Here is a 16,535-nt window from a genome sequence, read left to right on the forward strand (position 1 = left end):
AGCCGCGATAAGCTGTTGTTTTGACGGTTCGATTGCGGTGATCGCTTCATAGCGGACTTAATTAATCCTGCTGATGCGCCTCGCCTAGCCTTAAATCTCGCTTTCGCGGCTCGTTAAATGTCGCATGACCACCAAAGCGACACAATCGAACGAGCCGGTAGGACGGCTTCTGGGTTGGCTGGGGCTTCGCCATTCTCGCGGCGCCCCCCCCGAAGGCGGCCATGCGCCGCCCGACCTTGCGCGGCAGGCGCGATACGAGCTCGCCGCGTCGATCACATCCTTTCTCGTCGACAATGATCTCGACGTCTCGCCGGCCAATCTGCTGCTCGCGCATGGAGCCTTCTCGGGCGGCAATCCCCGGCTCGCACGCCAGATCGTCGCGCAGGCGCAATCGGCCGAAGGCATCAATCAGAAATGGCTCGACGAACTGGGCGAGCAGCAAAGCGGCCAGCCCGACCGGGTCGAACTCGACCGGCTGATGACTCGACTTGAAACCAATCTCGAAGCCTTTCACGCAAATACCAAGGAAGCCCGGACCGCCACCAGCGACTATGGGACCGAACTCGAACAGCATGTCGTCGACCTTGAACAATTGCAGAAAACCGGCCGCATCGTGTCCAGCCTCGCCGACCTCGCCAAGGTCATGCTCGACCGCACGCGCAAGGCGGAGGACGACATGCGCAAGAGCGAGGATGAGGCAAAGGCGCTCCGCCGCAGCCTCGATCGCGCCAAGCGCGACGCCGAACTCGACTATCTGACCGGCCTGCCCAACCGCCGCGCCTTCGAAATCCTGCTCGACCGACATTACAAGGAAGCGCGCGCCGCGGTCGAACCGCTCAGCATCGCCTTTTGCGACATCGACGAGTTCAAGAAGGTCAACGATCTCCACGGTCACGAAGCCGGCGACCGCGTCATCAAAGCGATCGCCGACACGCTGGCACGCATTTCGAACGATCATTGTCATGTCGCACGCCACGGCGGCGAGGAATTCGTCATGCTGTTCCGCGGCCTGACTCCGACACAGGCGGCCGAAAAGCTCGACGATGCGCGCGAAGCGCTCGCCGACCGGCGGCTGATCAATCGCAAGACCGATGAGCCGTTCGGCCAGATCACCTTCTCGGGCGGGGTGGCCGACGTCTTTGGCTATGGCGACACGCGCGCGGCGCTGAAAGCCGCCGACGAAGCGCTCTACAAGGCGAAGGCCGGCGGCCGGAACCGCGTCGAACTGGCCAGCCCGGCTTAAGAAACAAAATTCCCGCGAGGGGGCGGGAGAGCCGCGGACGGTCGCGTACCAGAGCGCGACCGTCCGCGGCTTTATTCATCAGGCTGCGGGTCGCCGTGCGTAAATGCCGAAAGCCGCGATGACCGCATAGCAGAGCGCAGGAAGCAGCAAGGCGATCGCGAGACTGCCCGTCAGGTCGGCGAGCGCGCCTGTCGCCAGCGGCACGACCGCCCCACCGAATATCGCGATGTTGATGATCCCCGATCCATCCGCAGCGCGGCCGCCCAGCTTTTCGGAAGCGAGGCTGAAGATCGTCGGGAACATGATCGCGTTCATCAGCCCGATTGCGAGCAGCGAATAGGCCGCAACATTGCCCGTTGAATTGGCAGAAATCGTGATCAACATAATGGCGCCCACCGCGACGCAGGCCAGCATCTTGCCGGGGCTGATGCGGAGGTACATGAGCAGCGACCCGATGAAGCGCCCGATCATCGCGCCGCCCCAATAGAGCCCTATCATCCAGCCGACCACCGACTCAGGCTGGCCAAGGACGCGGTCCAGCGCAAGATAATTGATGATTAGCGAGCCAATCGAAACTTCCGCGCCGACATAGAGGAAAATGCACAAAGCGCCGAACGCGAAGCGCTTGCGGGTGAGCAGGTCGAAACCGGCAAGGCCGGTGCTCGCCTCATGCCGCTCTCCCTTCAAACGATTGCGGAACAGCCAGACCGCTCCCGCGACCACGGCCAGCGCCACGGCAAGACCAAGATAGGTGTGCAGGATCACCGCGGACTCAGCCGTTCGATACGCATCGAGTGCGGGGCCCGAAAGGTCCGCAGCCTTGACGTTCTGGAGTGACCCCAAGATCAGGCCCGCACCCACAGTCGGAAAAATCCAGGTACCGAGCGAGTTGAACGCCTGCGCAAAGGTCAGGCGGCTGTGCGCGGTCTCGGGCTTGCCGAGCAGCGAGATCAACGGATTGGCGACGACCTGGACGATCACCACCCCGCTCGCGAGCACGAACAGCGCGAACAGGAACAGGCCGTAAACCGCGTTCTGCGACGCCGGAATGAACAGCAGGCAGCCGATCATCATCGTCAGCAAACCCGCCACTGCGCCGCGCATATAGCCGATCTTTTTGACCAGCTTCGCGCCCGGAATGCCGATCACCAGATAGGCGGTGAAAAAGCAGAACTGCACCAGCATTGCCTGCGTGTAATTGAGCGTGAACAGCTCTTTGAGCTTGGGAATGATGACGTCGTTCAGCGACGTGATACCGCCGAAGATGAAGAAAAGCCCCATCACGAACAGCCGCAGTTCGGGCGCGTCGACATGCGTCCCCTGCCCCTCGCCGGCGACCCGATCGCCGCTCGACGCGATATCCGGCGCTAATGCCATTATGTCTCTCCCCAACCTCGTCTCAGGCTAACCCATGCGCCGGTCTTGTCATTTTACGGCGGGCGGGCAAGGCAGATTTTCGCCGACCGCTTCGACATTCGTATTCAGCAGCGTCGCGGCGAAACCCTTGTCGCTCTGGATCGTCGCGGCATAGTCGACCTGCCGCAGATTGGCGCCGGCATCGGCGAAGCAGCGGAGCGGCACCTTAATCGTCGAAACCTGACCATTTGGTGCCGCCTTGACCGCCGCCGAGATGTCGAACGCCTTGCCGCCGAGCGCTATACTGACCGGCGCGCTTCCGACCGCATCGATCCGCCAGTCGACGCGCAGCGCGAAGCTGTTGTTGAGCTGGCGCGACAGATCGGCATAGGGGCCGCTGAGGTGCAGCGCGGCGGGACCGGTCCAGACAAAGGATTTGCCGTCCTCTTGCGCGCGAACATCGACAGAGCGCGTGGCGATCAGCCCGCTCGGGCTCGAAACCGGCCCGGATTCCACCGGCCGAGCGCCACCCGCATCGCTGACCGTCAGCACCCACGGCGCCCGCGCGCGGCCGCCCGAGAAGAAATTCTCGACGTTCAGCGCCGCCGTAATATCGACGCCCAATTCTTCCGATAGCTGCGGCACATTGGTGTTCGTGCCATATTTCAATCCGTAACCGACCGCGAACTGCGGCTTTTCAATCGGTGAGCGTGCGTTAGCGGGCCACGCGAAAGGCAGCGTCCCGGTGAAAGCACGTGCTGTCTTGCCGTCCTTGCCCGCGACCAGTACGTCGGCGACGCCCGCGCCCTGTGAGCCCGGCAGCCAGCCCGCGACGAACGCGTCGGCGGCGTTGATTTCGGGGTTGGTGAACATCGGGCGTCCCGACAGGAACAAGGCGACCACCGGAATGCCCGCCGCTTTCAGCTTCTTGAGCGTCGCGAGGTCGGTCGCTTCGGTCGGCTGATAGTCGAGCGTTGCGACGTCACCCTGGAATTCGGCATAGGGCGGCTCGCCGAACACGACGATCGCAACGTCGGGTTTTTCCTTATACACGCCGCCACCGGACAAAGTCGCGACGCCCCCGGCATCGCGCACCGATTTGTCCAGCGCTTCCCAGATCGTCTGGCCGTTCGGGAAATCCGAACGCACGACGTCGGTGCCCTGCCAGCTGATCGTCCAGCCGCCCGACTGGATCGCCATGCTGTCGGCCGCGGGACCGGTGACGAGCACGCGCGCGCCAGCCTTGATCGGCAAAACGCTGCCGTTGTTTTTGAGCAGGACGAGCGACTTGGCGACCGCTTCGCGCGCGACCGCCAGATGTTCCGGCGTGCCGACCGCTTTCACGACGCTGCGGTCGACATGGCCTTCGGGGAACAGACCGAGCTTGTATTTCACCCGCAAGATACGGCGCACCGCATCGTCGAGCCGCGCGGCCGGGATCGTGCCGTCCTTCGCATGTTTCAGCGCGCTGTCGTACAGCCCCTTCCAGCTGTCGGGCGCCATGAACATGTCGAGCCCGGCGTTGATCGACTGCGCGCAATCGGTGACGCTGCATCCCGCGACCTGCCCATGCCCGTTCCAGTCGCCGACGACAAAGCCCGCAAAGCCCATCCTGTCTTTGAGCGCGTCGGTCAGGAGTCCCCTGTTGCCATGATGCTTGACGCCCTGCCAGCTCGAAAAGCTGGCCATCACGGTCAGCGCGCCCGCATCAATCGCGGCGGGATATCCCATCGCATGTTTCGCGATCAGTTCCTTTTCGTCGACCTTGGCATCGCCTTGATCCTTGCCCTCGAACGTCCCGCCATCGGCGAGGAAATGCTTGGCCGTCGCCGCAACATGCTGCGGCCCAACCGTCTTGCCTGCGACCAGAGGCCCTTGCAGCCCGATCACCATCGCCTTCGCATAGTCTGCAATCAGCTTTGGATCGGACGCATAGCCCTCATAGCTCCGCCCCCAGCGCAGATCCTGCGGCACTGCGAGCGTCGGCGCGAAGGTCCATTCGATGCCGCTACCGGCAATTTCGGCTGCAGTGACCGCGCCGATGCGCTGGATCAGTTCGGGATCGCGCGCGGCGCCAAGACCGATATTGTGCGGAAACAGCGTCGCGCCGGGGATATTGTTATGCCCATGGACGGCGTCGACACCAAAGATGATAGGGATCGCGATGCCGTTCGCCTGCGGACGCAACGACACCGCGCGGAAATCACCGACGAGCTTGGCCCAGTCGGCCGCGCTCGAACGCTCATTGCCACCCGGGCCGCTGTTACCACCCGCGAGGATCGACCCCAGCGGATAGGTTTCGAGATCTTTTGGCGCGATCGTGCTGATATCGGCCTGCACCAGCTGGCCGACCTTTTGCTCGACCGTCATTTTCCTGATCAGCGCATCGATGCGCGCCTCGGTTTTGGGATCGGAAATCGCCGCCGGGCTTTTTGCCGACGGCCACAGGTCCGGATGAACCGTCGCCGCGTCGGTTCCCGAATGTTCCGGTGCCGCCATAGCGGTTCCTGCCAAAAGCATCGCGGTCGCCATGACCATTGCCTGTCGGCGCATCGTCTCTCCCATCCCTCTAATGTGAACGTTATCAAGTTTCATGTCGCATAGCGATGGGATGAAATCAAGCGATGTCTTTCAAAGGAGTTCGGCGCGCGCGCGGCATCGTCGCAAGCAGCAGCACCGCGACGGCGGTCAATCCCGCCAACAGCAGGAAAAGCGCATCGAAACCGAAGCCCGGGACGAGCGAGATCGTCAGCCACGGCATGATCAACGAGGGCACGGTGTTGGTGAGGTTGAAGATGCCCAGATCGCGCCCACGCCGGTCCGAACGCGGCAGGATGCGCAGCGTCTGGCTGGAATGGAGGGAGAGGAAGACCGTCGTCGCGATGCCGAACACCAGATAACTCGCCTTCGCCGCATCGAGCCCCGTGGCGAGCGCCATGCCGACCATCCCAGTCCCCGAAACCGCGGCGCTGACGACGAGGGGCAGAAAGGGCCGGTCGTTACGGTCGGCCCATCGCCCACTCGCCAGTGCGATCGGAATCGCCAGCGACAGCGCCATGCCGAACAGCCGCGCCTTTTCATTGTCGTGCATGTCCGGATCGATCGAGCGGAACCAGAAATAGAGATAGGCGAACAGCGCCGCCTCGGCAATCTGAACGAGGAGGCGAGCAAGCCACATCCGGACCGCAGGACCGCTCGGCCGCGGTGCGGGTTCGCCCAAAGCGCGAGCAGGCGGCGGCGCGACAAGGTCGGCGAAGGCGCGCGGCCGACCGAGCAGCAGCACCGGCAGAACGGCGGTCGCGACGAGCAGCGCGATGACCATCAGCCGCGCCTCGGCGGTTATCAGCCCGGGCCAGGTAACGAGCGCGCCCGACCAGGCACCGAGTGCGGGCGAAAAGGCGAGCAGCCCGCCCAGAAGCCCCTTCTGCTCGTCGGGAACGCAATCCCCCGCCCACGCCGCGAGCGGTCCGAGCATCATGTTGAGCGTCAATTGCCAAGCGACGATAATCGCGACCAGCGACCAGATATCGTGCGCGAGCGGCACCAGCAGCAGCAAGCCGATCGTCAGCACCAACCCCGTCAAGACCCAGCCGCGCCGGTTGCCGGTCCGATCGCTGAGCCAGCCGAACCCGATTCCGCCGATACTCGCGGCAATCGCGCCGAAGAAGGTGACATATCCCAGCATCTGCACATCGGCCGACCCCGCCAGCTGGGTCATTCGCGACGGCAACCAGATCGTCAGGAACGGGACATAGGCGATCGCGCCGCCGGCCGAAGCGAGCGCGTAGAGCAGAAGGAAAGCAGTCGACTGGCGGCGCGGTGCGCCGGTTTCAGCCACCGACGGCAGCCGGCGGCGCCGCGGTCGATCCCCGCTCGGCAAGCCCGCCCTGTACCCGCGTCGGCTCGGTCGGGCGCGGCGCCCCGCGCTGCGCCGCAATGATCAGTTCGACCGCGCGCGATGCGGTTTCGGCAACCGGCTGGTCGACCGCGGTCAGCGCCGGCTGGGTAAAGCGCACCACCGGGGTGTTGTCGAAGCTGACGATCGACAATTGCCCCGGCACATCGAGGCCAAGATCACGGGCGACCTCCAGCGTCGCCAGCGCCATCTGGTCGCTGCTCGCGATGATCGCGGTGGGCGGATTGGGGCGGCACAGCAACTGCCGGGCCGCTGCCGCGCCGGACGCGTAGGTAAAATCGCCTTCTGCGAGCAGCCCGTCAGGCGACAGGCCCGCCGCCGCCATTTCGCTTTCCCAGCCATCGATGCGCCAGCGGCTGAGGCTGTATTCGGGCGATCCCGCGATGAAGCCGATCCGTTCATGCCCCAGGTCGATCAGGTGCCGCGTTGCGCGCCGCGCCGACCCTTCGTCATCCATCGTCAGCGCGATCCCCGCGGCACCGCCGCGCGAGCCGATGCGCGCAAAGGGTATTTTCTGCTGGTCGAGCAGGCCGACGATCAGCGGGTTGTCCGAATGCGGCGGCGTCAGGATCACGCCGTCGGGTTGCAGCGCCGCGATCGCCGCGCGCAGTTCGCGCTCGACATGGTCATTGTGCGTGTCGACGAGCTCGAAGATCATGCGATAGCCGAACTCGGCACATTTCAGCATGCCGCCGAGCAGCATCTGATCGACCCAGTCGACCCCCTGCCGCCCGCGCCAGTCGGCAATCGTGCGTTCGCGGTCGTTTATCGCGAGGATCAGATAGGATCGCGACCCGCTCATCCGCTGCGCCGCGATCGATGGCACATAGCCCAGCTTGTCGATCGACGCCTGGACGCGTTCCTTCATTTCGGGGCGGACATTGGGCTCATTGTTGATGACACGGCTCACCGTCTGCAGCGACACACCCGCATCGGCTGCAACATGCTTGATCGTAACCGACTGCCGCCGACGCCCCATTATGCCCCCTGGCCCACTATCTTGCCGCAAGCGCTAACCGCATCGCCGCGACAATGCCAGCCGCGAACCCGTTCTGCTTCCACAATTTGCCGACATCCGGGGTTGTCGATGCTCATGCCGCCTTCGGTTCTTCGGCGCCGCAATAGCGCGCGACATAGGCGTGATGCTCCGGCAGCGTAGCGACGGTCTGGGCGATATTGTCGCGGATTGACTGGAACAGCCTCTCAACCTCGTCGTCGCGCAGCTTTTCCGCGATGGGGTGATAGCTCTGCGGCTCGATCCCCTGCCCCATCATCACCTGCACCCAGCTGTTCTCGGCGAACAGCTCCTCATATTTGCGGAACACGCGCCCGGTCTCGCGGAACAGCTCGATCTTTTGCTGCAACGAGTCCGGAACCGGCATGTTCGCGACATGGCGCCAGAACGGGCTGTCTCGGCGATTGGTCGCCTTGTAATGCAGCACGACAAAGTCGCGGATCTGTTCGATATCGACGCGCTGCTGGTCGTTGAACTCGGCGGCGTCGCGTTCGCTGACGCGTCCGTTCGGCATCATGCGGATGAAGCGCAGCACCGCACGCTGGATCAGGTGAACCGTCGTCGCCTCAAGCGGTTCGACGAAGCCACCCGCCAGCCCGACCGCAACGCAGTTGCGGAACCATTGCTTGCGTCGCACTCCGCCCCTGAACTTGATGTCGAACGGCTCGATCAGCGGCTCGCCGACGCTGCTCATCAACCGGTCATAGGCTTCGTCGCGCGACAGATAGCCACTCGAATAAACGATCCCCGCGCCCATGCGATGCTGCAGCGGGATGCGCCATTGCCAGCCGGCATCGTGCGCGATCGCCTGCGTATAGGGTTGCGGCGGCCCCAGATGCTTCGACTGCACCGCGATCGCGCTGTCGTTGGGCAGCCAGTGGCTCCAGTCCTCGAACCCCGCATGCAGCGCGCCGTCGATCAGCAGCCCGCGAAAGCCGGTGCAGTCGACGAACATATCGCCCTCGACGCGCCGGTCGCCGTCGAGATGCAACGCGGCAATATCGCCATTTTCACCGTTCAGTTCGACGCGTGCGATCTTGCCCTCGACACGCTTGCAGCCATCGGCCTCGGCCAGCTTGCGCAGGAAGCGGCCATAGAGCGTCGCATCGACGTGATAGGCATAGTTCATGCGTTCTTCGGGCAGGTGCGCGAACTTGCCCTCCATCCCGGCCACAAGCTCAAGGCAATAATCGCTGTACGGCTGTTCGAGCCCGCGTTCGCGCGCGTTCAGCCAGAAATGCTGGAACCCCGCCGACCAATGATCCTTCCCCGACAGGCCGAAACTGTGGAAATAGCTGTCGCCGTCATGCTTCCAATTGTCGAACAGGATGCCGAGTTTGAAGGTTGCCTGTGTCGCGCGCATGAATTCGGGTTCGGGAATGCCGAGGATGCGGTTGAAATTGACCAGCGGCGGGATGGTCGACTCGCCGACGCCGATCGTCCCGATCTGTTCGGATTCGACGAGCGTCAGGTCTATGGTCTTGCCCATCGTGCGCGCGATCGCCGACGCCATCATCCAGCCGGCGGTGCCGCCGCCCGCGATGACGACACGCTGGACAGGTTTCTTGTCGCTCATTTACTCAAAGCCCTCAGCAAGAAGGCGCGCAGCCGGCCCGCCGTCTCGGACGTGAGCGGGGCAAGGATGCTGCGCGCGGTTTCGGGAATATGGTCGGTGACGCGGTCGTCGTTGTCGAAGACATAATGGTCGAACTGATCGCGCCAGATCGCCTTGTCCTCGGGTGGCAGATCGCGGATCGCCAGGATCGCGTGGTTCAGCGCCGCCTGCGGCTGACCGAGCCAGGCGGGTGTGCGGCGCCACCAGTAATTGATCAAAATGTTGAAATCGGCGAGCCCCTCGACATGATGCCACCACATCGACGGGATGAAGATCGCATCGCCGGGTTCGAGGTCGACGGTCAGCGCCTCCGCCATCGCATCGACGAAGCGCGGATGCGCGGCCAGATCGGGCGCGTCGAAATCGACCATGCTGACGACACGACCCGCAGGCGTGTTGTCAATCGGCCCCAGATAGAGGTTGCGGAACGCACTCGGCGGAAACAGCGTGAAGCGGCGGCGGCCCACGGCGCAGCACGCCAGATTGTCGGGAAAATCATTATGCGCGGCGATCTTGGTGCGCGTCCCGATCCAGATGCTCTTGAGCGGATCGCGGTCGCCAAGGCCTATGGGGTTCGCTTCGTCGAGCCCGTCGAAATGCGACGGGATATCGATCGAGGCGAGATAGACGGTGCGATTTTCACCCAGTTCCTCCGCGGTATCGATGCCGGCGAAAATGTCGGCGAGCTTGCCCGTGCCGATGCGGAAATTCATTTCCATTTCGGCGTCGTAGAACAGCCGGCCGTCGTGGCCTGGCGGGCCGATCGATACCTTGAACGGACGCTCGCGCGCATGATCGAGCAAATAGCGCCGCGCCTCACGTGCCGAGCGTTTGCCCGCTTCGACGAGCGGCCAGTCGGCGACAAGGCCGCGGAGGACAAAAGGTTTGCGCGCACCTTCCAGCAACGCATCGAGCCCTGCCCCCTTGTTCCAATCGCGTTCGGGCACCCGCGCCAAACGGTCGGTAAAGGCGCCGTCCTGTTCAGCCACCGCCAAGCCTGCGGTTCTTCCGCGCGACGAGCACCGACAGCTGCGACAGCGAGGCGAGCGCCATGAACATCGGCATCAGGTGCCCCGCCGCGTGCAGCGCGCCCAGCGCCTCGGCGTCGAGCGCGCGCAGCTTCGCCTCGTCGATGATGTGAAAGCCGACAAGCGAATGGATCGACCCATCGTCGAGCGTTACTTCGAGGCTGAAAGGTTCGAGTAGGTCATAGGCAAGCAGTGCGTCGTAAAAGGCGCCGCTCTCGCGATAGCCTTCGTCGAGGTCGCCCAGCCGCTCGGCGATCTCGTCGAGATAAGGGGTCGCGTTGCCATCGGCGTCGAACAGCCGCACCCCTTCGCTCGCTGCCGCAATGCGCGGGTGGTCCATGTCGATATGGACCTGCGCCGGGCCGTCGCCGTTCGCCGGGCGACCGATCAGGAACGGCTGGATCGCGACCGACAGCGGGCGATAACGCGCGTCCCAACGATCACCGTCGAGGAACAGATTCTCGCCATTCTGGAACCCGAACATCGCCAGCGCCGAAAAATCCTCGCGCCCGATTTCGCGGCGGAAGAGGATCGGGAAATGCGCCTGCACGCGGCGAAATTCGGTCGGCACGGTCAGCGTCGCCATAATGTCGTCGCCCAGTTCGGCCCCCGCATCGGTGCGTATGCGCAGGTCGCGGTGGGTATTGTTGTCGAGGACGGCGTGACGAGGCATTAAATTCCTTTCCTATCGCGCGGCGTCGGCGCTGACGCCGGGTTGCAGCGCGTCGAGATAATCGCGACTGGCGGGAAGCGCCGCGGCGAGCGAACGCGCGCGCTGGCGCGTATCGGCGAGCAACCCCGCCGCCCGATCGCTCACGGTCAGGTTGGCAGGCAGCGGATAGCCCATGCCATAGAGGATATATTGGTGGCTTTCGGCCGAGAAAATTTCGTCGACGCGCGGAAAATCCCACATCGACGGCGGCTGATCGCGCCACAGCGCCAGCATCTCGGCCAGCCGCGGCGGAACATGCGCGGGGTCGCGCTGCGCGCGCCAATAGGGCTCCGATCGCCGGCTCAGCGCATAATGGAGCTTGAGGAACTCGACGATGCGGTCCCAGCGGTAGCGGAACAATTCGTTGAAGCGATCGGCGTGGATCGGCATCGCGGCGCGGCTCGCCGGAAAATTGTCGATCAGTGCATTGAGCGACAATTCGATCAGCACGATCGCGGACGCTTCGAGCGGTTCGATGAAGCCCGCCGACAGGCCGATGGCGATACAATTGCCCTGCCAGAACCGCTCCCGATGTCCCGTCGGGAAGCTCAGGCGGCGCACCGGCACCTCGGGCGCGCCCGGCAGGACGCGCGCGATATAGGCGCGCAGCGTCGTCTCGGCCGCATCGTCATCCATGAACCGGCTGGCATAGACGCAGCCGATGCCGCGGCGCGCCGGCAGGCCGATATCCCAGATCCAGCCCGCCGCATGCGCAGTCGATACCGTCTGCGACGCAATCGGGCTGCCCGGCGCGACGGGCACCTGCGCCGCGAGCGCGCGGTCGTTGAACAGGGTGTCGCTGCGGTCGATCCACGCGACGCCCAGATGATTGCCGATCAGCAGCGAGGCATGCCCGCTGCAATCGATGAACAAATCGCCCGCGATATCGCCATTTGCGCGCGTCGCGACCGAGGCGATGCCGCCCTCGACATCGCGCGCGACCGCGACAACATGATCCGAAATGTGCCGAACGCCCAGCTTCTGAACCGCGTGCGATGCGAGCAGCGCCGCAAACTTCCCCGCATCGAGATGATAGGCGTAATTCGCCGCGCCCTGATAGTCGGGCATCGCGCGCTGGCGCGGCGCGAGGTCAAGGTCGCAGACATGCGCTTGCGCGGTCATCGCCGCCGCGAACGGCAGATCGGGCGCACCCGCCTGCCATGCGGCGAGAAGTTCGCCCGTCGGCGCCGCTGGCGGTGAGGTGAACGGGTGGAGATAGCGATCGCCCGCTTCGCCCGTCACCCAGCCGTCGAACCGCGACCCCTGTTTGAACGAGCCATCGCAGGCCGCCAGAAATTCGCCCTCGCCGATCCCGATGGCAGCGAGTGTTGCGCGCATCGTCGGCCAGGTCCCCTCGCCGACGCCGATGGTCGGAATATCGGGCGCCTCGATCAGGGTGACCGAAAGTCGGCCAGCCGCCGCGCGGGTCGAACTGGCGAGACGCGACGCCGCGAGCCAGCCGGCGGTGCCGCCGCCCACGATGACAATCCTCTCGATCGCTTCTTTCATTGCCGTCGATCCTAAGCCAGCTTGCCGCCATCGTCACGCAAAAGAGCCGCGCCCCTAAAAGGCACGACCCTCTTGCCTGCGACCCGGCGGAAGCGGCCCACCCGCTTTAGAAGCTGAACCTGACCCCCGCCGCATAGCGCGCGAAACCGGGCGACACGAAGGTCACATTATTCTCGTGCCTCAGATGTTTGCGTTGCCCTTCGCCCGTCAGGTTGATCGCCTCGACAAAGGCTGTGAGCCCGGGGATGAACTCAAAGCTCGCGCTGGCGTCGATCTGCCAATAGGCCTCGGTGTAGGTCGGATTGGGGCCCGTCCCCGAAAGGAATTTGTCGCGCCAGTTCCACGCGACGCGCGCCTGAAACGGGCCCTTGTCGTAAAAGGCGACCGCGTTGGCCGTGTCGCTGAGGCCGACCAGCGCGAACTGTGCCACCGTCGAGGGCTGCGTGTTGTCGTACGTCGCATCGCCGTTGACGATGGTATAGTTCAGGATCACGCCAAAGCCCGTATCCCAGAAGCTGTGCTGAAGCGCGAACTCCCAACCGTTGAGCGAGGCGGTCTGGTCGCTGTTGACCGGCGTCGTGATCTCGAAATTGACCAGCGGATCGCCCGGCGCGGCATTGATGATATTGCCGGTCACCGTGCTGGGGAAGTTGGTGATGATATATTGGCGGATTTGCGCCACGGTCGCATTGGCACCCAGTGCAGCCAGGGCGGCGTTCCAGCGCGGACCTTCCACCGGCGTAGTCAATCCGAAGGCACTGCTATCGATGCGCGTCGAGGATATGAAGTTGCTCACATCCTTGTGGAAATAGCCCGCCGAAATATAGCTGTCGCGGGCGTAATACCATTCGGCCGACAGGTCGATATTCTTCGACTTATAGGGGATCAGCCCGGGGTTGCCCTGCGCGCCGCCACCGCCGCCAACGCGGAACAATGTGTCGATCGTGCGCCCGCCCTGCATCAGGTCATAGCTGGGACGCGCGATCGTGTGGCTGTACGACGCGCGCAGCTTGACGTCTTCCATCGGCGAGATGTCGAAATCGACCGCGGGAAGCCAATTGTCATAGGATCCCTTGAAGCGCGTGAAATCGCTGTCGCCCGAAAAGACGACGTTGAATTCATTGTCACCCACCCAGGTGGTGGTGACGGGAACCGGCACCAGCGCCGCCGATGAAATGTCGGTCGTTTCATACCGAATACCTGCAACAAGGTGCGCCGGATTTTCGAACAGGTCGAATACCGTCGCCACCTGCAGATAGGGCGCCAGCGTCTTTTCGGAGATGCGCCGGTCGGTGTTGAAATTCGCAAGGCACGTGCCCGGCTGGGCGGAGCCCGTTGCCGGATTGCTGCAGGTCTGGAAATTCTGCTCGACGAGGTCGGCCATCCGCTCGAAATCGAAGGTATAGAAGCTTCCGATCATCCCCTGCTTCGCCAGCCCCGGGAATTTGTCGGGGAGCGTCACGAGCTTGAAAATGTCGTCGGGAATGCTCGACGCCGGCCCCGCGCCGCCCCAAGTGTCGTCGTTCTGGATCGTACCGAACGCCGAACGCACCTTGCTGTCGACGTAGGACACGCCGAAATCGATGCTGTCGAGGAAGCCGACTTCATGGTCATATTGACCGCGCAACTGGACCTGGTTGATCCGGTTACGGAAAACGGCGTTTCGGAAGGCATTGCCGGTCGGCGTGATCAGTGAGGTATTCAGCGGATCGATGCCCGGATACATTCCGTAGGAAATGACCGGCAGGTCGTTCTCGAAATTGATCGTCTGATTCTGGACGCCGAATACCGCGTTGCCCAGCGACATGCTCGACCCGAAACGATTGACCGGATTGACCGCCGCCGTCGAATGATGGCCGTCGAGTTCGAACGTGACGCCGCCCGGCCCGTTCCATTCCAGGTTCACGCCGAGCGACTTGTTCTCCGCCCGGTTTTCGGCCAGCGCGCCGCTGTACGACAGATCCTTACCGCCATAGAGTGCGTTCGGTCCGGGGGTCCCGGCGGGCGCCGCAAAACGCTCGGTATAGAACAACGGCCCGGCAACGGGGCCATCGGTCCACGCGCTCGACGTATCTTCATGGTTAAACCACACGCCGACATTGCTGTTTCGCGTTTCGACCGTGTTGCGCGCGTATGTATAATCGATCGTCGCGGTGAACGCGTCGCTCGGACGGAATTGCAGGACGGCTTGCCCGTTGATGCGCTCACGATTGACGTCGTTGAGGTCATAGGATGCGTTTTGCGGGACCTGATACACATCGGTCGGGTCGGGCCGGTTCGTGATGTTCGCCGCACGCGGCGTGCCCGGCTGCGCGAGCGAACCCCAATTATTCTCGCTACCCAGATAGCCGTCGCGCCAGCCGACATTGGCGTTATTCTCACTCGATTTGCGCTTCTGGTACGAACCCGTGACCAGGATCCCGATCGTGTCGTTGGCGAAGGTCGTGCTGAGAATGCCCGACACTTCGGGCGTGATCGGCTTGCCGTCGTTGCGTGACGAATCATACACGCCCTTGACCGCAAGGCTGCCGCGCAGCCCCGGCTTGTCGAGCGGGCGCGGCGTCCGGAGATTGATGATCGAGCCAATGCCGCCCGATTCCATCGTGACGCGGCCGCTCTTGTAAACCTCGACTCCGGCAATGCCTTCGGAAGCGATGTTGTCGAAGTCGAACGAGCGCGAAGACGGGGCATTGTCGCCGCCGCCGATCAGCGCGGTCGGCATCTGGCGGCCGTTCAGCGTTACGAGGTTGAATTCGGGGCCGAAGCCGCGAACGGTGACCAGCGAGCCTTCGCCGTTCGAACGGTCGATCGACACGCCGGTGATGCGTTGCAGCGATTCAGCAAGGTTGGTGTCGGGGAATTTTCCGATATCTTCGGCGGAGATCGCATCGACGACGCCCTGCGCCTCGCGCTTGATGTCGGCCGACGCCGCAAGGCTGGCGCGAATGCCGGTGACGATGATTTCGTCGCCGTTCACTTCGCCCTCGGCCGGCGCTTCCTGCGCCACCGCCACCTGCGCCATGCCCATCAAGGACAGTGCCGAAGTACCGACCAGAAATTTGGCAAGCCACTGCTTTTGAGACGCCCGCATCCCCATTCCTCCCAATTCAGCCGCTCTTGTAATGGCGGCATTCGCTTAATGTGAACGTTATCTAAATGGGAACGTTATCATTGTCAACGCGCCGACCGTTACATTTGGGTCACAATGTTGCGGTTTTTTGCGCAGCAAACGTATGCAGCAAAAGCCTATGGCTGAAAGCTCAACGGCTCCAGCGCGCAAAAATCGCAGTCGGGAGAAGCAATCCCCGTGCCTCTTCGCGCACCGCAAGCTCGCCGCATTCGACCTTGCCCGGCAGGTCGGCAAAGAGCTGGGCCAGCAGTTCGCCGATGGCGAGCGCCGACATGCGCACGGCGTAGACGGTGAGGAACAGCGCACGGCTGTCGGCGTCGAGCAACTGGCGGCAGTCGGTGAGCAAGGGCGCCAGCCCTTCCTCGAGCTGCCAGCGTTCGCCGGTCGGGCCGCGGCCGAATTTGGGCGGATCGAGCAGGATCGCGTCATAGCGTTTCTCGCGCCGGACCTCGCGCGCGGTGAACTTGCCCGCATCGTCGAGGATCCAGCGGACAGGCTTGTCGGCCATATCTGCCAGAGCGGCATTCTCACGCGCCTGCCCCACCGACTTCTTCGACGCATCGACATGGGTGACCGAGGCGCCCACCGCGGCGAGCGCCTGGCTGCCGACACCGGTATAGCCGAACAGGTTCAGGAAGGCGGGGTCGGGCTTGTCGGCGACGCGGTCGCGCAGCCAATCCCACACCGGCGCCATGTCCGGAAAAAAGCCGAGATGACGAAAGGGCGTGCACTGCGCGGTGAAGCGCGTTTCGCGCCACGCGAGCGGCCAGCCCTCGGCGGGCACCGGCCCGTTATAATACCAGCGCCCGCCGCCATCGTCGTCCGATGCGGGAATAAATTCACCATCGGCCGCCTCCCATTCGGCGGCGGACAGCGCGGGCGCCCACATCGCCTGCGGTTCGGGGCGGATGAAACGATAGCGACCATAGCGTTCGAGCTTGCGCCCGTTCCCGCTGTCGACCAGCCCATAATCGTCCCACGGCTCACCGACGAGCGTGACGAGAGGCAGAA

11 protein-coding genes are annotated in these 16,535 nt (G+C 63.8%); 1 reads left to right on the forward strand and 10 read right to left on the reverse strand.

Annotated elements, in window-relative coordinates; translation table 11 throughout:
• Positions 1-124: 124 nt before the first annotated feature.
• The gene (locus AC3A43_RS07200) at positions 125-1,243 is read left to right on the forward strand and encodes a sensor domain-containing diguanylate cyclase (protein WP_487791828.1); all 1,119 of its coding nucleotides are present in this window, start codon (positions 125-127) and stop codon (positions 1,241-1,243) included.
• Between the two features lie 78 nt (positions 1,244-1,321).
• Here AC3A43_RS07200 and AC3A43_RS07205 read toward each other — a convergent pair whose 3' ends face one another.
• The 10 genes from AC3A43_RS07205 to AC3A43_RS07250 all read right to left on the reverse strand — a co-directional run bounded on the left by AC3A43_RS07205 (position 1,322) and on the right by AC3A43_RS07250 (position 16,533).
• Positions 1,322-2,620: a sugar MFS transporter gene (locus tag AC3A43_RS07205; RefSeq protein ID WP_487791829.1), complete on the reverse strand. Its 1,299-nt coding sequence runs from the start codon at positions 2,618-2,620 to the stop codon at positions 1,322-1,324.
• A 48-nt stretch (positions 2,621-2,668) separates the two neighbouring features.
• On the reverse strand, positions 2,669-5,098 hold the full coding sequence (locus AC3A43_RS07210; protein WP_487791830.1) for a glycoside hydrolase family 3 protein: 2,430 nt from the start codon (positions 5,096-5,098) through the stop codon (positions 2,669-2,671).
• 118 nt (positions 5,099-5,216) lie between these two features.
• Positions 5,217-6,437 carry an MFS transporter gene (locus AC3A43_RS07215; RefSeq protein ID WP_487791831.1) on the reverse strand — a complete coding sequence of 407 codons (1,221 nt, stop codon included), beginning with the start codon at positions 6,435-6,437 and terminating at the stop codon, positions 5,217-5,219.
• Complete coding sequence (locus AC3A43_RS07220; RefSeq protein WP_487791832.1) at positions 6,430-7,494, reverse strand: LacI family DNA-binding transcriptional regulator; 1,065 nt, start codon at positions 7,492-7,494, stop codon at positions 6,430-6,432. Before AC3A43_RS07220 ends, AC3A43_RS07215 begins: the two co-directional genes overlap by 8 nt.
• Before the next feature lie 112 nt (positions 7,495-7,606).
• Positions 7,607-9,106 (reverse strand): tryptophan halogenase family protein, encoded by a 1,500-nt coding sequence (locus AC3A43_RS07225; RefSeq protein ID WP_487791833.1) that lies wholly within the window; start codon positions 9,104-9,106, stop codon positions 7,607-7,609.
• Positions 9,103-10,134, reverse strand: a complete 1,032-nt coding sequence (locus AC3A43_RS07230) for a cupin-like domain-containing protein (RefSeq protein ID WP_487791834.1) — start codon at positions 10,132-10,134, stop codon at positions 9,103-9,105. Before AC3A43_RS07230 ends, AC3A43_RS07225 begins: the two co-directional genes overlap by 4 nt.
• Entirely contained in the window at positions 10,127-10,846 is a 720-nt protein-coding gene (locus AC3A43_RS07235; protein ID WP_487791835.1) for a SapC family protein, read from the reverse strand. Before AC3A43_RS07235 ends, AC3A43_RS07230 begins: the two co-directional genes overlap by 8 nt.
• 12 nt (positions 10,847-10,858) lie before the next feature.
• Positions 10,859-12,394: a tryptophan halogenase family protein gene (locus AC3A43_RS07240; protein WP_487791836.1), complete on the reverse strand. Its 1,536-nt coding sequence runs from the start codon at positions 12,392-12,394 to the stop codon at positions 10,859-10,861.
• Positions 12,395-12,500: 106 nt separating this feature from the next.
• Complete coding sequence (locus tag AC3A43_RS07245; RefSeq protein WP_487791837.1) at positions 12,501-15,485, reverse strand: TonB-dependent receptor; 2,985 nt, start codon at positions 15,483-15,485, stop codon at positions 12,501-12,503.
• Between the two features lie 169 nt (positions 15,486-15,654).
• Positions 15,655-16,533, reverse strand: coding sequence for a class I SAM-dependent methyltransferase (locus tag AC3A43_RS07250; protein ID WP_487792039.1), 879 nt, complete (start codon positions 16,531-16,533; stop codon positions 15,655-15,657).
• Between the last annotated feature and the right edge of the window lie 2 nt (positions 16,534-16,535).

Source organism: Sphingopyxis sp. Soil_C_28 (assembly GCF_057657055.1).